Source organism: Gemmatimonadaceae bacterium, from assembly GCA_040882285.1.
Taxonomy (GTDB): domain Bacteria; phylum Gemmatimonadota; class Gemmatimonadetes; order Gemmatimonadales; family Gemmatimonadaceae; genus JACDCY01.
Map to the genome: position 1 here is coordinate 36,937 of JBBEBQ010000005.1, position 16,251 is coordinate 53,187.

The following is a 16,251-nucleotide window of genomic DNA, read 5'->3' on the forward strand; positions in this document are numbered from 1 at the left end:
CAACGTTGCCGGTTTTACGGTACACAGCCTTCGCTCGCACAGAACCCTCCGGGGCGCAGGCCGCAGTACGCAGCACGCAGCGCTGTAGTGAACAGCCTTGAAATATACCGCTCCCAGTCAGCCCGTTGACCGGGCCGATCTCAAGAAATCAACTCCGTCACACGCTCTACGAGGTAATCCGCGAACGGCAACGCGCACGTAAACGCCGGCGATACCGCGTTCAGCACGTGCAGCGAACGCTCGTCCCCCTGGACCACGAAATCCATCTCCAGCTGCCGCTTTTCCACGTCGAACAGCTGGGCCCGGATCCCCGGCGGTCCCCACGTGCGATAGTGCTCCGGCCGTATGTCCGGTACCAATCGCGCCGCGAGAGCCACGAGCCGCGGCCGCCGGTACTTTCGCATCTCGGCGATCGCGAGATCGCGAAACCCGAAATCGTTGCGCGCGAGCAGCGATACCTCCCGCGCGGCGATCCCCGCGAACTCGCCGAAGCGAAACCTGGAGAACCACGCGTACTGCTCCCGCCAGAAAGCGGGCGTAGCCGTCGGGCCGATCTTGACGCGGCCGTCGACCGGCACCGTGAAGTGCACGCCGGCGAACGGATTTCCGAGATCGGGCACAGGATACACATTGGTTCGCAGCCGCTCTCCCTCGTCGCCGTACAGATACAGGCCCTTGAACGGCAGAATCCTGTACTGCCGTCCGAGCCCGTGGTCATGTGCGATCTTGTCGGCGTACAATCCGGCGGCGTTGACCACGAACCGCACCGGGAAGCTCCCCGTCGACGTGTGCACCACGTCGCCGACGCGCCGGCGATACGCGGTGGAGGTCAGCATGTCCACTCCCGCTGCCATGGCGTCATCCGCGAGCGAGGTCAACACCTTTCCCGGATGAACTGACGCGGTCGTCGGTGAGAACAGCGCTCGCCCAACGGTCCTGGCGCGCGGCTCGATCTCGGCCGCGCCCGCCTCGTCCACCTCTTCGACCGGAACCGCATTGTGCTCCGCGCGCCGCTTGAGCTCGTCGATCCCGGCATGATCGGCTTCCGATTGCGCAACCACGAGCTTGCCGCAGCGATTGATCGGCAGGTCGCGCTCCACGCAGTACTCCGTCAACCGGCGGCAGCCGTCGCGGCTGAACCGCGCCTTGAGACTCGAGTCGGAGTAGTAGAACCCGGCGTGCAGCACGCCGCTGTTGCGCCCGCTCGCGTGGGACCCGAGAGTGGCGTCCTTCTCGATCAGGCGAACCCTCGCGTCGGGATACTTTCGCTTGAGCGCCGCGGCGCAGCTGACGCCGATGATGCCGCCGCCGACAACCAGGAAATCGACGGCTTGCCCGCCGGCAACCGTCACCGCGCGTGCCGTCCGCCGTCGACGATCAGGGTTTCTCCCGTAACGAACTCCGCCCTCAGCAGGTACAGCACGGCCTCCGACACGTCGGACGGGTCGCCCAGCCGACGGAGCGGAGCGGTCTCGGCGAGATGCGCCGCCTCGGCTTCGCTGAACCCTTCCGGCAGCAGCACCGCTCCGGCGGCCACCGCGTTCACGCGAATCCGCGGGCCGAGGACCTTCGCGAGCGACTTCGTCATGCGCACGATGCCGGCCTTGCTGATCCCGTGCGGCACGTACCCTATCCAGCTCTCGTACGCCGCGAGATCGGCGATGTTGATGATCGCGCCGTCGCGCTGCCGCTCCTCCGGCCCTCCCCAGCCCATCGCGCGCGCCGCGGCCTGCGACAGAAAGAAGGGGGCGCGCAGGTTCAGCGCGAACATCGAGTCCCACTCCTCGGCGCTGACTTCGCCGAACGGGGTGCGCAGCATCACCGCGGCCGAATTGATCAGGACGTCGAGCCCCCCGAAACGGCGCACGACTTCGTCCACGAGCTGCCCGGACGCCGCGACGTCCAGCAAGTTGGCCTGAAACACGTCGGCCTCGCCGCCGCGCGCGCGGATCTCCGCGCACAGCTCGTCGGCCCCGCTCCGCGCCTCGTTGAAGTGGATCGCCGTGCGCGTGCCTTCACGCGCGAGCGCTTCCGCGATCGCTCGTCCCACCCTGCGTCCCGCGCCGGTCACCAGCGCGACTTTCCCGGTCAGCTCCATTGCGTCACACGGTCGAGGCGGGGACTCTGCTCGCCACCAGCCGCTCCTGCCGCTCGAGCCACTCGCGCGGAACGACCTGTCCGCCGAGCGTGCGCTCACCCACCGGGCCGTGCCAATCCGAGCCGCCGCTCGGCACCAGCCCGAGGAAGTCGCACAGCGCCTCCAATCCGGCGGACACGTCCGGGCTGTGACTCGGATGCCGCACCTCGAGCCCGTCCAGTCCGAGCGCGACGAGCCGCTCCACGCGCTCGCGCCTGGCCGTGTGCGACGGATGCGCCCAGATGGCGAGGCCCCCCGCCTCGTGAATTATCCGGATCGCGTCCTGGATCAGAAAGAGCGATTTCGGCACGAACGCCGCCCGCCCCTGGCCGAGGTAGCGGTCGAACGCTTCGCGCTGATCGACCACCGCGCCCGATTGAATCAACGCGCGCGCGATGTGCGGTCGGCCCACGGCGCCGCCGTTCGACTGGCGGAGAACTTCCTCGAGGCTGATCGGAACTCCGATCTCGCACAGGCGGCTCACGATCAGACGCGCGCGCTCAATCCGCTTGTCGCGCAGCTCGGTGAGCTCGCCCTCGAGCGCATCCAGGCGGGTGACGTGCAGTCCGAGCACGTGCACTTCCCTTCCGCGCTGGTCTTCGTGCGCGCTGAGCTCGACGCCGCGGATGACGCGCACACCCAGTCGCTCGCCCGCGACGAGCGCCTCGTGCACACCGGCGACCGTATCGTGATCGGTCAAGGCGATCACGGAGAGAGCCGCGGCGTTGGCGGCCTCGACGACCTGCGCTGGAGGGAGAATTCCGTCCGACGCGGTGGAGTGAAGGTGAAGATCGATTTCCGACCGGCCCGCTCCCGCGTCCCGCTGCTCCGGGCCCTGGCTCACCTGCTGTAGCCGGCCTCCGGAGAGGTGAACCCCGGCTGTGACTGCTCGAACAGCTCCACCAGCTTCTCGTCCGAGAGCTCGGCGAACGACGCTTCGCGCGAGCGGGCGCCGAGGGGGGAGTAGCGCGTCACGCGGACCGCGCGGGCGTCGCCCGTGCCGCGGGTGAACAGCAGGCCGTATTCGTCCTGATCGTATTGCGTCACGAAGCCGGAGGTAGCCACGCTCCACTCCTCTCCGTCGACGCTGATTTTTCTCGTTGGCATCAGCTCAGCTCCACTTCCTTGTATATCCGCCCCGCGTCGAGAATCGGATCGAGCGCGGCTTCGTGCGCGTCCGCGAGCTTCTGCGACTCGGTGGATTCGGTGAATTCGATGAACGCGCCCGGGAGTGCCACTTCCTCGAACACCCAGAAGTTGCACCCGGCCGCGGAGTAGTGCGCCTTTCTCGCCTTGAGCTTCTCGAGATAGCGCTTTCGCTCCGCCACCGTGACGATCGCCCGGTGAATCGTCAGCAGGCGCGCCACTACACTCCGGCCTCGCTGAAGTTCTCCAGCACCGACTTCACGTGCGCCAGGAACTGGTCCGCCACGGCGCCGTCAATGATCCGGTGGTCGAACGACAGCGAGAAATAGGCGCACGTTCTGATCGCGAGCACGTCGTCGCCGTCGGGGCCTTCAATGACCTTCGGCCGCTTCTCGATCGCGCCGACGCCGAGGATCGCCACCTGCGGCTGGTTGATGATCGGCGTCCCCATGAGCGAGCCGTACACGCCCGGGTTGGTGATGGTGAAGGTCCCGTCCTGCACTTCCTCCGGCGACAGCCGCTTGGCGCGCGCCCGCGCGGCGAGATCGTTGAGCGCGCGCGTCAGGCCCGCTATCGAGAGGTTGTCCGCCCGCTTGATGACCGGAACGATGAGCCCCCAGTCGAGCGCCACCGCGATCGCGATGTTGTACTGCTTCCGGTAGATGACGTTGTTGCCCGAGACCGACGAGTTGAGCACCGGGAACTTCTTGAGCCCGTCCACCACGCTCGCGATCACGAACGGCAGGTAGGTGAGGTTCTGTCCGGTCGCTTCCTTGAACTCCGCCTTCTTCTTCGCGCGGATCTTCCCCACCCGCGTGAGATCCATCTCCATGAACGACGTGACGTGCGCCGAGGTCCGGCGCGACACGCCCATGTGCTCGCTGATCAGCGCGCGCATCTTGCTCATCGGCTCGACGACGTCGCCGGGCCACGCCGTGGCCGCCGGACCGTGCGGCGCCGCGCCGCCGGGCGCGTGCATCGTGGGGGCGGCTCCCGCTCCCGCCGGCGGGCCGGACTCGATGTAGCCGAGGATGTCCTTCTTGGTCACGCGGCCGGCGATCCCGCTGCCCCGCCCGCGCAGCGCGGCGAGATCGACTCCGTGCTCCGCCGCGATCTTGCGCACGAGTGGCGAGGACCGCGTCTGCACCCGCTCCTCGAACGAGGAGCCGTTGCCGGCCGGAGCCCGACCCGGTGTCCCGCTCTGCGCCGGCGGCGCGCTGATGGGGGCCGGCGCCGGGCTGGCGCTCTGCGGCACGTCGGCCTGCGTCGGCGACGCCTTGGCCGCCGCGGTAGCGGCACCCGCGGGCTCCGCCTCCGGCGTGGCGGCGGGCACGGCCGCGCCCTTCTCCGTCTCGATCTTCGCCACGACGGTCTGCACCGCGACCGTCTCACCTTCCTTCACGAGGATCTCCGCCAGCACTCCCGCGACGGGAGACGGAATCTCGGCGTCAACCTTGTCGGTCGATATCTCGAAGATCGGCTCGTCACGCTTGACTTCGTCGCCGGCTTTCTTGAGCCACCGGGAGAGGGTTCCCTCCACGATCGACTCGCCCATCTGAGGCATTATCACGTCAACACGGGCCACGTCATCAACCTCGCTTAGAGTCCAGGCTCATCATCGAACCTCCGCTTCCCGCGCAATTTCCATATCACCCCGGCGGGGAGCGTCACCATCCCGATCAGCGCCCCCGTCAGCATGAAGATGTGCCAGTCGCACGCCGGCAGTCCGCTCGGCGGCTGGCACCCGCGCGCCCAGCCGGCAATCTTCGCGACCAGCACGGCGATCATGCCGCCGCTGAAAAATCCGCCGATCGTGGTCACGCAGCCAACGCCCAGGTACCGCTCGAAGCGGAACTCGTCGCGCTCGCCCGGGGCGGTCATCAGTAGGCGGCCAGCCGGCGAATCCCCCTTACAATATCCGCGGTCTGCGGGAGAACACAGTCCTCCAGCGACGGAGCGTACGGCAACGGCACGTCGGCGGCCGTAACTCTGAGCACCGGGGCGTCCAGCCACTCGAACGCCAGCTCGTTGATCCGGGCCGTTATCTCTCCCGCGATCCCTCCAGTCCGCGTGTCCTCGTGCACGACCAGAATCCGGTTCGTCTTTTTCACCGTCGCGACGATGGCGTCGTCGTCGAGCGGGAGCAGCGTGCGGAGATCGATCACCTCCACCGACAGCCCGCGCGAGTCGCCATCAATACGCGGCGCGCAGCCTGTGCCTGGGGTCGGCCGTCCGCCGCAGCTCGGTGAAGAACCGCTTGACGTTCCGGTCGAGGCGGCTCTCACCGGTCTGATCGGTGGACACCTCGACGAACGTGTAGTGCCCTCCCTCCTTCTCCACCTTCAGCTTCATGCTTCCCAGGTTGCCGACGTACAAGCGGGCGCGGTGCGAGTTGACCGTCCGCTCGAGAGTGAGGCGGGCGAAAAAATCGTCGGCGGCCGCGAGCACGTCGTCGGGCGCGAGCTGAGTGCGGTAGAAGTGGCGCATGCTCGCTCGTCAGTATCCGGGCTTGGTGGAAGGCCGCACCGTCTGAACCCAGTCGGCGCGCTCCAGTCTCTGGGTCGAGTCCCTGCGGAATTGAATCGCGATCGCCCAGTCGCCCGAGATCACGTAGTACAGCCGCGCGTAATACGTGCCGATCTCCTTGCCCTTCGCGAGACCGTCGTCGGTGTTGGCTCCGTCCGGGCTGGTGGCGAAGATCCGCCCCTCTCCGTTCTCGATCGGCTGGTTCGTCTCGCGGTCGCGAACCACGACTTTGTAGATCGCCGGCTCGAGCGCCTCCGGCGGCATCGGATCGACCGAGATGCGATACGTGTAATTGTCGGTCCATTGCCGGATGTCGGTGATGGGCTGGCTGGGGCCGCAAGCGAGCGCTGCCATCACGGCGAACGCCAACAAAAAGCTATTGGCTGTTGGCTGTTGGCTGTTGGCAAGGCAGTGATGGGTTTTCGCTTTTGGCCAAGAGCCAATAGCCAATAGCCAATAGCTCCGTGTCATGTGTAGTACTCCAATCCCAGGTGCGTGATCTGCTCCTCGCCCATCAGGTGGCGCAGCGTGTTCTTCAGCTTGGTCTGCTGGATGAACAGGTCGTGCTCCGGCTGCAGACCGGGCGCGGCCATCGGGCTCTTGTAGTAGAACGACAGCCACTCCTGAATTCCCTTCATTCCGGCCCGCTGCGCGAAATCGGACAGCAACGCCAGGTCCAGCACGAGTGGTGCCGCGAGGATCGAGTCCCGGCAGAGGAAGTTGATCTTGATCTGCATCGGATAGTTCATCCACCCGAAGATGTCGATGTTGTCCCAGCCTTCCTTGTTGTCGCCGCGAGGGGGGTAGTAGTTGATGCGCACGACATGCGAAAAGTTCTTGTACAGATCGGGGTAGACCTCGGGCTGCAGGATCGTGTGCAGCACGCTCAGCTTGGACTCCTCCTTGGTCTTGAACGACGCGGGGTCGTCCAGCACCTCGCCGTCACGATTCCCCAGGATGTTGGTCGAGTACCACCCGGCGAGGCCCAGCATGCGCGCCTTGAGCGCCGGCGCTACCACCGTCTTGAGCCACGTCTGGCCGGTCTTGAAGTCCTTGCCGGAGATGGGAACTCCCTTCCGCTGCGCGAGATCGATCAGCGCCAGCGTGTCGACGCACAGGTTGGGAGCACCGTTGCAGAACGGCACGCCCTCCATGATCGCGGCCCAGGCGTACAGCATCGACGGCGCGATCGCGTCGTCGTTCCGCTCCATCGCCTTTTCGAACTCGGCGATCGTCGCGTGCTGAGGTCCCGGCAGGATGAAGATCTCGGTGGAGGCGCACCACACTATGACCGCGCGATCCAGCCCGTTCCGCGCGATGAAATCACGGATGTCCTGCCGGATCTGCTCGGCGAGATCGCGCTTGGACTTGCCCTGCTTGAGGTTGGTCCCCTGTATCCTGGCCACGTATTTGGTCTCGAACGCGGCCGGCATCGGCTTGATGGCGGAGAGGAACTCCGCGACCGGCGCGAGGTCCCGCTCATCGAGGACGCCCGCCTTTTTCGCCGCGGTCAGCGCGTCGTCCGGGATGGGGTCCCACGCGCCGAACACCAGGTCGTCGAGCTCCGCCAGCGGGACGAAATCCCTGATCAGCGGCGCGCGTGCCTCAGTGCGCTTGCCGAGACGGATCGTCGCCATCTGCGTCAGCGAGCCGATCGGGCGCGAGTGGCCGCGGCGTACGCTCTCCACGCCGGCCATGAACGTGGTGGATACAGCCCCCAGCCCGACGGTCAGTACGCCGAGCTTGCCTCCGGCCGGCTTGACGCCGCCCGGGTTGTTGCCGGGAATCGAATCAGACACGCGTGCCTGTGTTAAGAATGAGCGCGCCGCGTGGCCTGCTGGCCGACGGGCGTGTTGTTCTCGCCGACGACGTGAATCCGCGGAATCTCTTCCGTCGTCGTGAGCGTGCGCACGAACAGTATTCGCTGCACCGCCGTGATCCAGGCCGCGACGGCCAGCAGGATGACGATGCCGGCGAGCACCTTGCCGCCGAGCACCAGGCCGAACAGCGCCTGCGGCGCTGAGAGGAGCACGAACCGCTCGGGGCGCTGGAGAAATCCGACCTTGGCGTCGAGCCCCAGCGCTTCCGCGCGGGCGCGGGTGTAGGAGATGATGAACGTCCCGATCATGCCGACCAGGCACACGACCATCAGCGGAACGCTGGAAAAGCGCGGGCTCGTAGCGTAGAACATCGTGAGCCCGGCCATCAACGCTCCGTCGCCGACTCTGTCGAGCGTGGAGTCGTAGAACGCGCCGAACACCGTGGCCCGGTTGGCGCGCCGGGCGACGCGCCCGTCGAGCACGTCGAACAGGGCCGTGAGGCTGAGCACCCAGCCGCCGAGCATGATGTGGCCGAAGCCGAACGCGACCGCCGCCCCGACCGTGAAGACGGCGCCGAGCGTGGTCAGCGCGTTGGGGCTGACGCCCGCCCGCGCCAGAGCTCCAGCAACGGGATCGAGGAGTCGCAGATACCCCTCTTTGATCCCCTCCCACAATGATCTCATGCCGCTCCGAACGTGAGTTGATGGCCCGCCACCGGACGACCCGCTCGGACGGTCGAACAAAAAAGAACGGGTCGGCGCCCTGCTGGGGCCGACCCGTAAAGGTATCGGGCGCTGTGACTCGTAGCTAGGGAACTCGCCACTCGTACATGTTCTCGAGCACGACGTTGTCCTTCGAATAAGTCCGGGCCCCATCCACCGTCCGGGCGCGCAGGGTCACCACGGAGCCGACCGAGAAACCCTGGACCGGCACCCATTCCGAGCTGTTCGCGCCGATCTGCTTCACGAAGACGTCGGTGGTCCCGCCCCCGCTTATGTACACGTTCACCGCCTGACTCAGGTTGTTCGTCACCCTGAGCGCGACCTCGTTGGTGGTCGGTGTACCGGTCTCGACCTGCACCTGCCGCGGACCGCAGCCTACGGCCGCGGTGGCGAAAGCAACAGCCGCTAGAATCCTGAGCACACGCGCCTCCATTTAGTCGTGGGACGCGGTCCCGGCGTGCAAGAGCCGTGCGCGAGCCTAGCGATACAGGAAGTGCGGCCGGGCGCGGTCCCTGAACTCGAACACGCTGGCCAGCTCGCGGTCCAGCAGGCCGTCGGGATCCTCCTCTCCGCTGACCAGCGCGCGACGCATGTCCGGGTCGCCGAAGCGCAGGTCGAACCCCAGTGAGTCTATGCGCAGCGAGTCCGGCGACGTCCGCGCCAGCGCCCAGAGAACGTTGGCGCCGATGCGCGACGGCTGCACCTGGTTCCGATTCGTGATCCACATGCGGATCCCGGGTACTCGCACGCCGCCGTACTTCCCGTCCGTCGGCGCGCGGGGAACGAACGTCTCCGCCTCGAACCGGATGCCGCGGATGGGCCGCTGCGCGAGCAGATCGAGTACCTCGCGCACCTTCATCCACGGAGCGCCGAACCGCTGAAACGGCGCGTCGGTACCGCGGCCGACCGACAGCCGCGTTCGCTCGAATGCCACCAGCGACGGATACAGCAGCGCGCTTTGCAGCGACACGATCGCCGGCGACGGGTTCACCCACGGCAGATCGGTTCTATCGAACCACAGGTCGCGGCTCCAGCCGCGCATCGGGACCACGTGCAGGTCGGCGCCGATGCCCAGCTCCTGGTTGTAATACAAGGCCATCTCGCCCATGGTGAGCCCGTGCCGCAGCGGCATCGGATGCAGCGCGTACGCCCGCGCCGGCCGGCCGGGCATCGCCGTGTCGGCGTTGGCCAGGGCCGAGTCGAGCATCGGGCCCTCGCTGTAGAATCCGGTCAGCGGGTTCGGACGGTCGAGCACGATGAAGGGCTTCCCGTGCCGGGCCGCCGAGCGCATCGCGTACACCATCGCGCCGACGTACGTCCAGGTCCTCGTGCCGACGTCCTGCAAGTCGAAGACGATCGCGTCGAGCTGCCGGACCACACTGTCGGGCGGTGCCGTCGTCGTCGCCCGGTACAGCGAGTAGATCCGGACACCGGTTCTCGGATCCACGTAGTCGGGGAGGTCGGTCCTGTCCTCGGTCCCGCGGATCCCGTGCTCCGGAGCGAAAACGGCGACCAGCCGCACGCCCGCTTGCCGCGCGCGCGAGTCGCTCGAGAGCAGGTCCACGAGATTCCGCCGGCGCTCGTCGATCGACGTCTGGTTCGCGATGACGCCTACCCGCTTGCCCCTGATCAAGCCGATGCTGTCCTGCAGCAGCACGGTGATCCCCGGGATCACTTTGGCGCGCGCCAGCTCGTGGGTGGGGTCGATCGGCTTGTGCGTGACGGTGCACCCGGCCAGGAGCGGGAGCAGGAGGACCAGACGGGCTGACTGTGGAACTGACATCGGCGGTACGGGGTCGAAGAGGGTGAAAGGCGCCATGGATAATACCCTGAAAAGCAGCTGTTGGCTCTTGGCTGTTGGCTCTTGGCTCTGCCCGGACGAACCTCGGCTAGATCTCATGGTCAGGAGCGGTAGCCAACAGCCAATAGCCAATAGCCAATAGCCAATAGCCAATAGCCAATAGCCAATAGCCAACAGCCAATAGCCAATAGCCAATAGCCAATAGCTTTGCTTAGATTGATACGAAGACCAGGAGGCAACTAAATGTCCGTTTCGTCCCAGCCGGAAATCGCGCTCGTCATCACGCCCGTCGCGGCGGTCGAGGTCAAGCGCTTCATAGAAACCGAAGGCGTCAGCCCTGCAGAGGGCGGGTTGCGCGTGTCCGTTCAGCCGGGCGGGTGCAGCGGCTTCAAGTACAGCCTGCTGATCGAGGACAAGCGCGCCGAGGACGATGTCGTCCTCGAGCAGGATGGCTTCAACGTGTTCGTCGATCCCTTCTCCGCCCAGTACCTCAGCGGAATCACGATCGATTACGTGTCGTCGATGCAGGGCTCCGGTTTCACCTTCAAGAACCCCAACGCGACCGGCGGCTGCGGCTGCGGCAGCTCTTTCTCCGCATAACTCCGCCGCGCGGACGGTGCACTTTACGAGGGCGGTGAATTGACCAGCGCATTCACCGCCCTCGATCTGTTTGTGCTGGTGGCGTATCTCGGCGGCACCACCTGGCTCGGCATCTGGCTCGGCCGCGGCCAGAAGGACGCGAAGGATTACTTCATCGCCGGCCAGCAGATCCCGTGGTGGGCGATCCTCTTCTCGGTCGTCGCCACCGAGACCAGCGCGCTGACTTTCATCAGCATCCCCGGAGTCGCTTACCTCGGGAACTTCGGCTTCCTCCAGGTCGCGGCCGGATACCTGGTCGGACGGATCATCGTCGCGTACACGCTGCTGCCGCGGTACTACCAGGGCGAGCTCGTCACCGCCTATACGCTGTTGGAGCGGAGGTTCGGCCTGCACACGCGGCGGTTCGCGTCGGTCACCTTCATGGTCACGCGCGGCTTCGGTGATTCGGTGCGCATCTTCGCCACGGCGATACCGATCGCGATCATCATCGGTCCGGCGTTGCCGGCGGGCTGGACGCGGCCCGTTTCCATCCTCGTGCTCGGCGTGCTGACGCTCATCTACACGTATCACGGCGGGATGCGCGCCGTAGTCTGGACGGACGTTGTGCAGACAGTGGTGTACCTCCTCGGCGGCATCGGCGCGGTGTACCTCATCGGGCAGGGCGTGGACGGCGGCTGGAGCGCGGTCTTCGCGCAGGCGGGCGACGCCGGAAAGCTGCGCGGAATAGATCTGTACACCGGCTTCGACCGGCCCCACACGCTCTTTGCCGGCTTGATAGGCGGCGCGTTTCTGTCCATGGCTTCACACGGCGCGGATCAGCTGATCGTGCAGCGCCTGCTGGCCTCCACGACGCTGCGCGACGCGCGTAAGGCGCTCATCGGAAGCGGCATCGCTGTGTTCCTGCAGTTCTCCCTCTTCCTGACCATCGGGATCGGGCTGTGGGCTTTCTTCGGAACGCGCGAATTCGCCGCGCCCGACGCGATCTTCCCGACCTTCATCGTCGAGAACATGCCGCCGGGTATGACCGGGCTGGTGATCGCGGCGATTCTCGCGGCCGCCATGAGCAGCCTGTCCGGATCGATCAACTCGCTCGGCGCCGCTACGACCCACGATCTCTACCTGCCCCTCTCGAAGCGGCGCGCCGACGACCCCGCGACGCTCCGCGTCGGCAAGCTGTTCTCGCTGGCGTGGGGTCTCGCGCTGCTCACGGGATCGCTGCTGTATCGCGAGCAGGGCACGCCGGTCGTCATCGTCGCGCTCTCGATCGCCTCGTTCACCTACGGCGCGCTGCTGGGCGGGTTCTTCCTCGGGATACTCTGGCGCCGGGCGATTCAGCGTGACGCCATTCTCGGCATGGCCACTGGAATAATCGTCATGACGTTCGTCGTCTTCTCGCGGCAGCTCGGTCCCCTGCTTCCCGGGATCGGCGGAACGCTCGCGTCGTTCTCCACGATCGCGTGGCCCTGGTACGTGCTCATCGGCACCACCGTGACCATGGCCACCGGTATCCTGTCGTCGCTGACGCACGCGGAGCCTGCGCCGCGCGCCCCATGAGCAGGCTGGTCGCGGGCGTGGATGGCGGCGGGACGAAGACGCACGTCATCGTCGTGCGCGCCGACGGCTCGGTGGTGGCCGAGGGCGAGGGTCCAGGATCGGCCGTTGCCCCGGGACACGCGCCGGAGTCGGCGCGGGTGATCGCTAGCACCGTGGCCGCCGCGCTCGAGAAGATCGGAGACGGCGACAGAGCGCTGTCGCTGCTGCTGGTCGGGGTCGCCGGCGTAGGACGGAAGGACGAGCGCGAGAATCTCGCGGCCGCGCTGGAAGATCTGGACGTCGCCGAGGACGTGATCGTCGAGACGGACGCGGAGATCGCGCTGGAGGATGCGTTCAACGGCGGCCCGGGGATAATCCTCATCGCCGGCACGGGCTCGATCGCGCACGGCCGCGGGCCGACGGGAGCGCGCGCGCGCTGCGGCGGCTGGGGTCCGAAGCTCGGCGACGAGGGCAGCGGTGCGTGGATCGGAAGGCGCGCGCTCGGCATCGTCGCGGCCGCGCACGACGGGCGCGAGCCGCCCACGGCGCTGACTGGCGCCATCCTCACCGCCGCGCAGCTGAACGAGCCGGAGGAGCTGATTCCCTGGGCCGCGGCCGCCGACCCCAGGACGCTCGCGGCGCTCGCACCGACCGTCTTCTCGACGGCGGCCACCGATCCCCGCGCAAAATCGCTCGTCGATCTCGCGGCGGAAGAGCTCGTGCTCCACGTCCGCGCGCTAGCTCAGCGGCTATTCGGCGACGAGCGCGCCGACATCGAGCTGGCGTTCGCTGGCGGGCTGATGAAGAAGGGGTCGCCACTGCGGAAGCGGGTGGAGCACCGGCTGAAGTCAGCGGTGCCGGGGGCTCATGTGCATGTTGATGCGATTGTCGGCGCGAGGGGGGCGGTTAAGCTCGCGATGCGGGGATCTGTCAGGGCGTAAAAACCACGGGGCGCGTTGAGCGTTACCCGTTCGAGCGTGGTGCGTTAGGTCGTTATAACGGAAAAACGCCTAACGGAAAAACGGTGAACACACAACGCGCCCCGTTTGTCACGCCGCCGGTTTCGGCCAGTCCGGACTCTCATCCAGCTTGGCCTCCCGCTCCATCTCCCCGACCACCGCCGGGACGTCGGCTGCAGACCACACGCCCTCGGACCGGGCTATCACGCACGTCGCGCTCAGGTCCCCGATGATGTTCACCGTGGTCCGCGACATGTCGAGGATCCGGTCTATTCCGAGCACCAGCGCGATCCCCTCGCCGGGCACGCCGAACATCGCCAGGATGCCGACGAGCAGCGGGATCGACCCGCCCGGCACCCCCGCCGCGCCCACGGCCGTGATCACCGACATGGCCATCACCACCGCCATCTGCGGGATCGTGAACGTGATCCCGAACACCTCCGCCAGGAAGATGACCGTGATCCCCTCGAACAGCGACGTGCCGTTCATGCACATCGTGTTGCCCAGCGGGAGCACGAAGCCCGCGACGTGCCGCGGGATTCCGAGGTTCTGCTCGGCCACGGCGAGGTTCGTCGGCAGCGTCGCCGCGCTCGAGCTCGTGGAGAACGCCGTCACGATGGACGAGCGTATGCGCGAGAAGAACACCAGCGGCGACAGTCCCGCGCCGAACCGGACTATCAGCGACAGCGTGATGGCCGTATGCAGGATCAGCGCGCCGATCACGACTCCCACGTAGTTGCCGAGCGGAATCAGCAGGGCGAAGCCGAAGCGCGACGTCACGCCGAAGATCAGGCCGGCGACGCCGTACGGCGCCAGCCGCATCGCGATCTCCACGATCTTGATCACGATGTCCTGGATCGCCTGCAGCCAGGTCATCATCGGCTTGGCGCTCTCGGGCTTGATCATCGTGAGGGCGGCGCCGAACATCAGCCCGAAGAAGATCACGCCCAGCATGTCCATGTCCACCGCGGACTTGAGCGGATTGCGGGTCACGATGTTCACCAGCGTCTCGATCCCGAACCCGCCCGCCTGCGACGCCTCGACCTTGGTCGCCGCGTCGCCGGCGTACGTGGCGAGCAGCTCCGAGCGAACGGTGGGATCCAGCCGGCTGCCCGGGCGGATCGCGCTGACCAGAATGATTCCCAGCGTCGCGGCCAGCGCCGTTGTGACGAGGAAGTACGCCAGCGTCTTTCCGCCCACGCGGCCGACGTTGCGAATGTCGCCCAAACCCGCCACGCCGAGCGCGATGGACGCGAACACCAGCGGCATGACGATCATGAACAGCATCCGCAGGAAGATCTGGCCGATCGGTCCCGCGAGATACTTGTTGATCCACTCGACGGTGGGATGGTCCGCGCCGAGCATCAGATTGGCGGCGACGCCGAACGCCGCTCCGATCGCCAGGCCCAGCAGGATCTTGGTGTGCAGCTTCATGCGGCGTCCGTTGCCGCCGACCGGTTCGCTCATCGCCCGCTAGTCCCTGTCCGGCGGTAGACCCAGCCGCTCGCGCCGGAGTCGGGAGTGCCGGTGGCCGTACGAGAAGTACATAATGATCCCCAATACCATCCAGATGCCGAACCGCTCCCACGCACGCACGGGCAGCCCCGTCATGATGTAGATACAGGCCGCCGCCGCTCCGATCGCGACGGGCCAGACGAACGGCACGCGGAACGGGCGCGGCCTGGACGGGTCGAGCCGCCGTAGTGCCAGCACGCCGATAGCGACGATGGCGAATGCCGACAGCGTGCCGATGTTCGTCAGATCGTAAATCTCGTTCTCGTCGGCGAACAGCGAGCCCACCGCCACGACGGCGCCCGTCCAGAACGTCGTGATGTGCGGGATCCGGGTCTTCGGATGAATCTTGGCCGCCGATTTGGGAAGCAGCCCGTCCCTAGCCATCGCGAAGAAGATTCGCGGCTGGCCGTACTGGAACACGAGTAGTACGGCGGTGAGCGAGACGACGGCGCCGAACGCCACGATCCAGCTCGCGGTCTCCAGACCCGCGACCTGCAGCGCGCGAGTGAGCGGATCCGCCGCGCGCAGCTGCTCGTACGGTACCAGCCCCGTCGCTACGATTCCCACGATCACGTAGATCACCGTGCAGATCGCGAGTCCGCCGAGAATTCCGCGCGGCATGTTGCGCTGCGGATTCTTGGTCTCCTCGGCGGCGGTCGAGATCGCGTCGAAGCCGATGTAGGCGAAGAAGATGATAGCGGCGCCTTGATGGATGCCGCGCCACCCGTTCGGCGCGAACGGCACGTAATTGTCGGGATTGATGTGAATCGCGCCGACGACGACGAAGAATCCCAGCACCAGCAGCTTGACCACGACCATGATGTTGTTGGCCCGCACGCTCTCGCGAACGCCGCGCAGGAGCAGCCACGTGATCGCCGCGACGATGCCGAACGCGGGAAGGTTCAGCAGTATGGGAACTCCCAACAGGCGCGGCGCGGTTTCAAGCAGCCCGTGAACGGCGGGGTCCGAGCTCAACAGCACCGAGCGATAGCCGTGCGACGCCCAATCGGGGAACGACAGGCCGAACGCGGAGAGCAGCGAGTTGAAGTAGCCGCCCCACGCGACGGCCACGGCGATGTTGCCGATGGCGTACTCGAGTATCAGGTCCCAACCGATGATCCAGGCGATGAACTCCCCGAGCGTCGCATACGAGTAGGAGTACGCGCTTCCCGCCTGCGGGATCATCGACGCCAGCTCGGCGTAGCAGAGCGCGGCGAGAGCGCATACGCCGCCGAGCAGGAGGAAAGAGAAGACCAGCGCGGGTCCGGCGCCGTACCGGACCACCGTGCCGTCGGGAAGGAGCTCGCCCGCCGCGGCCGTGCCGATGGCCGAGAAAATTCCGGCCCCGATCACCGCGCCGATCGCCAGCATTACCAGATCGCCCGCGCCGAGCACGCGCTTCATGGAATTCGGATGATCGCGATCTTCCAGGATCCCGACGATCGGCTTGCGCGCCAGAAGCTGTTTCAGCATCCGATCATTCGGCGGGCGA

19 protein-coding genes are annotated in these 16,251 nt (G+C 66.7%); 3 read left to right on the forward strand and 16 right to left on the reverse strand.

The annotated features are described in order from the left end of the window. Positions 1–140 precede the first annotated feature (140 nt). The 14 genes from WEA80_00920 to WEA80_00985 all read right to left on the reverse strand — a co-directional run bounded on the left by WEA80_00920 (position 141) and on the right by WEA80_00985 (position 10,170). Positions 141–1,352 carry an FAD-dependent oxidoreductase gene (locus tag WEA80_00920; GenBank protein ID MEX1185135.1) on the reverse strand — a complete coding sequence of 404 codons (1,212 nt, stop codon included), beginning with the start codon at positions 1,350–1,352 and terminating at the stop codon, positions 141–143. After that, positions 1,349–2,098, reverse strand: coding sequence for an SDR family oxidoreductase (locus tag WEA80_00925; GenBank protein ID MEX1185136.1), 750 nt, complete (start codon positions 2,096–2,098; stop codon positions 1,349–1,351). Before WEA80_00925 ends, WEA80_00920 begins: the two co-directional genes overlap by 4 nt. 4 nt (positions 2,099–2,102) lie before the next feature. Next, entirely contained in the window at positions 2,103–2,981 is an 879-nt protein-coding gene (locus WEA80_00930; protein MEX1185137.1) for a PHP domain-containing protein, read from the reverse strand. Then, positions 2,978–3,244, reverse strand: coding sequence for a hypothetical protein (locus WEA80_00935; GenBank protein ID MEX1185138.1), 267 nt, complete (start codon positions 3,242–3,244; stop codon positions 2,978–2,980). Before WEA80_00935 ends, WEA80_00930 begins: the two co-directional genes overlap by 4 nt. Beyond that, a complete protein-coding gene (locus WEA80_00940) occupies positions 3,244–3,504 on the reverse strand; it encodes a hypothetical protein (GenBank protein ID MEX1185139.1) in 261 nt (86 codons plus the stop codon). Before WEA80_00940 ends, WEA80_00935 begins: the two co-directional genes overlap by 1 nt. Continuing rightward, entirely contained in the window at positions 3,504–4,868 is a 1,365-nt protein-coding gene (locus WEA80_00945) for a dihydrolipoamide acetyltransferase family protein (protein MEX1185140.1), read from the reverse strand. Before WEA80_00945 ends, WEA80_00940 begins: the two co-directional genes overlap by 1 nt. A 14-nt stretch (positions 4,869–4,882) precedes the next feature. Then, a complete protein-coding gene (locus tag WEA80_00950) occupies positions 4,883–5,164 on the reverse strand; it encodes a hypothetical protein (GenBank protein ID MEX1185141.1) in 282 nt (93 codons plus the stop codon). Then, complete coding sequence (locus WEA80_00955; protein MEX1185142.1) at positions 5,164–5,568, reverse strand: transketolase C-terminal domain-containing protein; 405 nt, start codon at positions 5,566–5,568, stop codon at positions 5,164–5,166. The genes WEA80_00950 and WEA80_00955 overlap by 1 nt, the downstream gene beginning before the upstream one ends. Beyond that, on the reverse strand, positions 5,477–5,770 hold the full coding sequence (locus WEA80_00960) for a hypothetical protein (protein ID MEX1185143.1): 294 nt from the start codon (positions 5,768–5,770) through the stop codon (positions 5,477–5,479). The genes WEA80_00955 and WEA80_00960 overlap by 92 nt, the downstream gene beginning before the upstream one ends. 9 nt (positions 5,771–5,779) lie before the next feature. Further along, on the reverse strand, positions 5,780–6,163 hold the full coding sequence (locus WEA80_00965; GenBank protein ID MEX1185144.1) for a hypothetical protein: 384 nt from the start codon (positions 6,161–6,163) through the stop codon (positions 5,780–5,782). 113 nt (positions 6,164–6,276) lie between these two features. Further along, positions 6,277–7,608 carry an inositol-3-phosphate synthase gene (locus tag WEA80_00970; GenBank protein MEX1185145.1) on the reverse strand — a complete coding sequence of 444 codons (1,332 nt, stop codon included), beginning with the start codon at positions 7,606–7,608 and terminating at the stop codon, positions 6,277–6,279. A gap of 11 nt (positions 7,609–7,619) precedes the next feature. After that, on the reverse strand, positions 7,620–8,312 hold the full coding sequence (locus WEA80_00975; GenBank protein ID MEX1185146.1) for a CDP-alcohol phosphatidyltransferase family protein: 693 nt from the start codon (positions 8,310–8,312) through the stop codon (positions 7,620–7,622). 124 nt (positions 8,313–8,436) lie between these two features. Next, positions 8,437–8,772: a hypothetical protein gene (locus WEA80_00980; protein MEX1185147.1), complete on the reverse strand. Its 336-nt coding sequence runs from the start codon at positions 8,770–8,772 to the stop codon at positions 8,437–8,439. Between the two features lie 57 nt (positions 8,773–8,829). Next, positions 8,830–10,170, reverse strand: coding sequence for a DUF1343 domain-containing protein (locus WEA80_00985; GenBank protein MEX1185148.1), 1,341 nt, complete (start codon positions 10,168–10,170; stop codon positions 8,830–8,832). 225 nt (positions 10,171–10,395) lie between these two features. Here WEA80_00985 and erpA point away from each other — a divergent pair, with 225 nt between their 5' ends. The 3 genes from erpA to WEA80_01000 are packed head-to-tail and all read left to right on the forward strand — an operon-like array spanning position 10,396 to position 13,226. Beyond that, complete coding sequence (erpA, locus tag WEA80_00990; GenBank protein MEX1185149.1) at positions 10,396–10,752, forward strand: iron-sulfur cluster insertion protein ErpA; 357 nt, start codon at positions 10,396–10,398, stop codon at positions 10,750–10,752. A gap of 39 nt (positions 10,753–10,791) precedes the next feature. Next, the gene (locus WEA80_00995) at positions 10,792–12,306 is read left to right on the forward strand and encodes a sodium:solute symporter (GenBank protein MEX1185150.1); all 1,515 of its coding nucleotides are present in this window, start codon (positions 10,792–10,794) and stop codon (positions 12,304–12,306) included. Further along, on the forward strand, positions 12,303–13,226 hold the full coding sequence (locus WEA80_01000) for a BadF/BadG/BcrA/BcrD ATPase family protein (GenBank protein MEX1185151.1): 924 nt from the start codon (positions 12,303–12,305) through the stop codon (positions 13,224–13,226). The genes WEA80_00995 and WEA80_01000 overlap by 4 nt, the downstream gene beginning before the upstream one ends. Before the next feature lie 108 nt (positions 13,227–13,334). Here the strand turns inward: WEA80_01000 and WEA80_01005 are convergent, their stop codons facing one another. Both WEA80_01005 and WEA80_01010 read right to left on the reverse strand, forming a co-directional pair. Then, the gene (locus WEA80_01005) at positions 13,335–14,711 is read right to left on the reverse strand and encodes a dicarboxylate/amino acid:cation symporter (protein ID MEX1185152.1); all 1,377 of its coding nucleotides are present in this window, start codon (positions 14,709–14,711) and stop codon (positions 13,335–13,337) included. Between the two features lie 6 nt (positions 14,712–14,717). Continuing rightward, on the reverse strand, positions 14,718–16,232 hold the full coding sequence (locus WEA80_01010) for an amino acid permease (GenBank protein MEX1185153.1): 1,515 nt from the start codon (positions 16,230–16,232) through the stop codon (positions 14,718–14,720). Positions 16,233–16,251 lie beyond the last annotated feature (19 nt).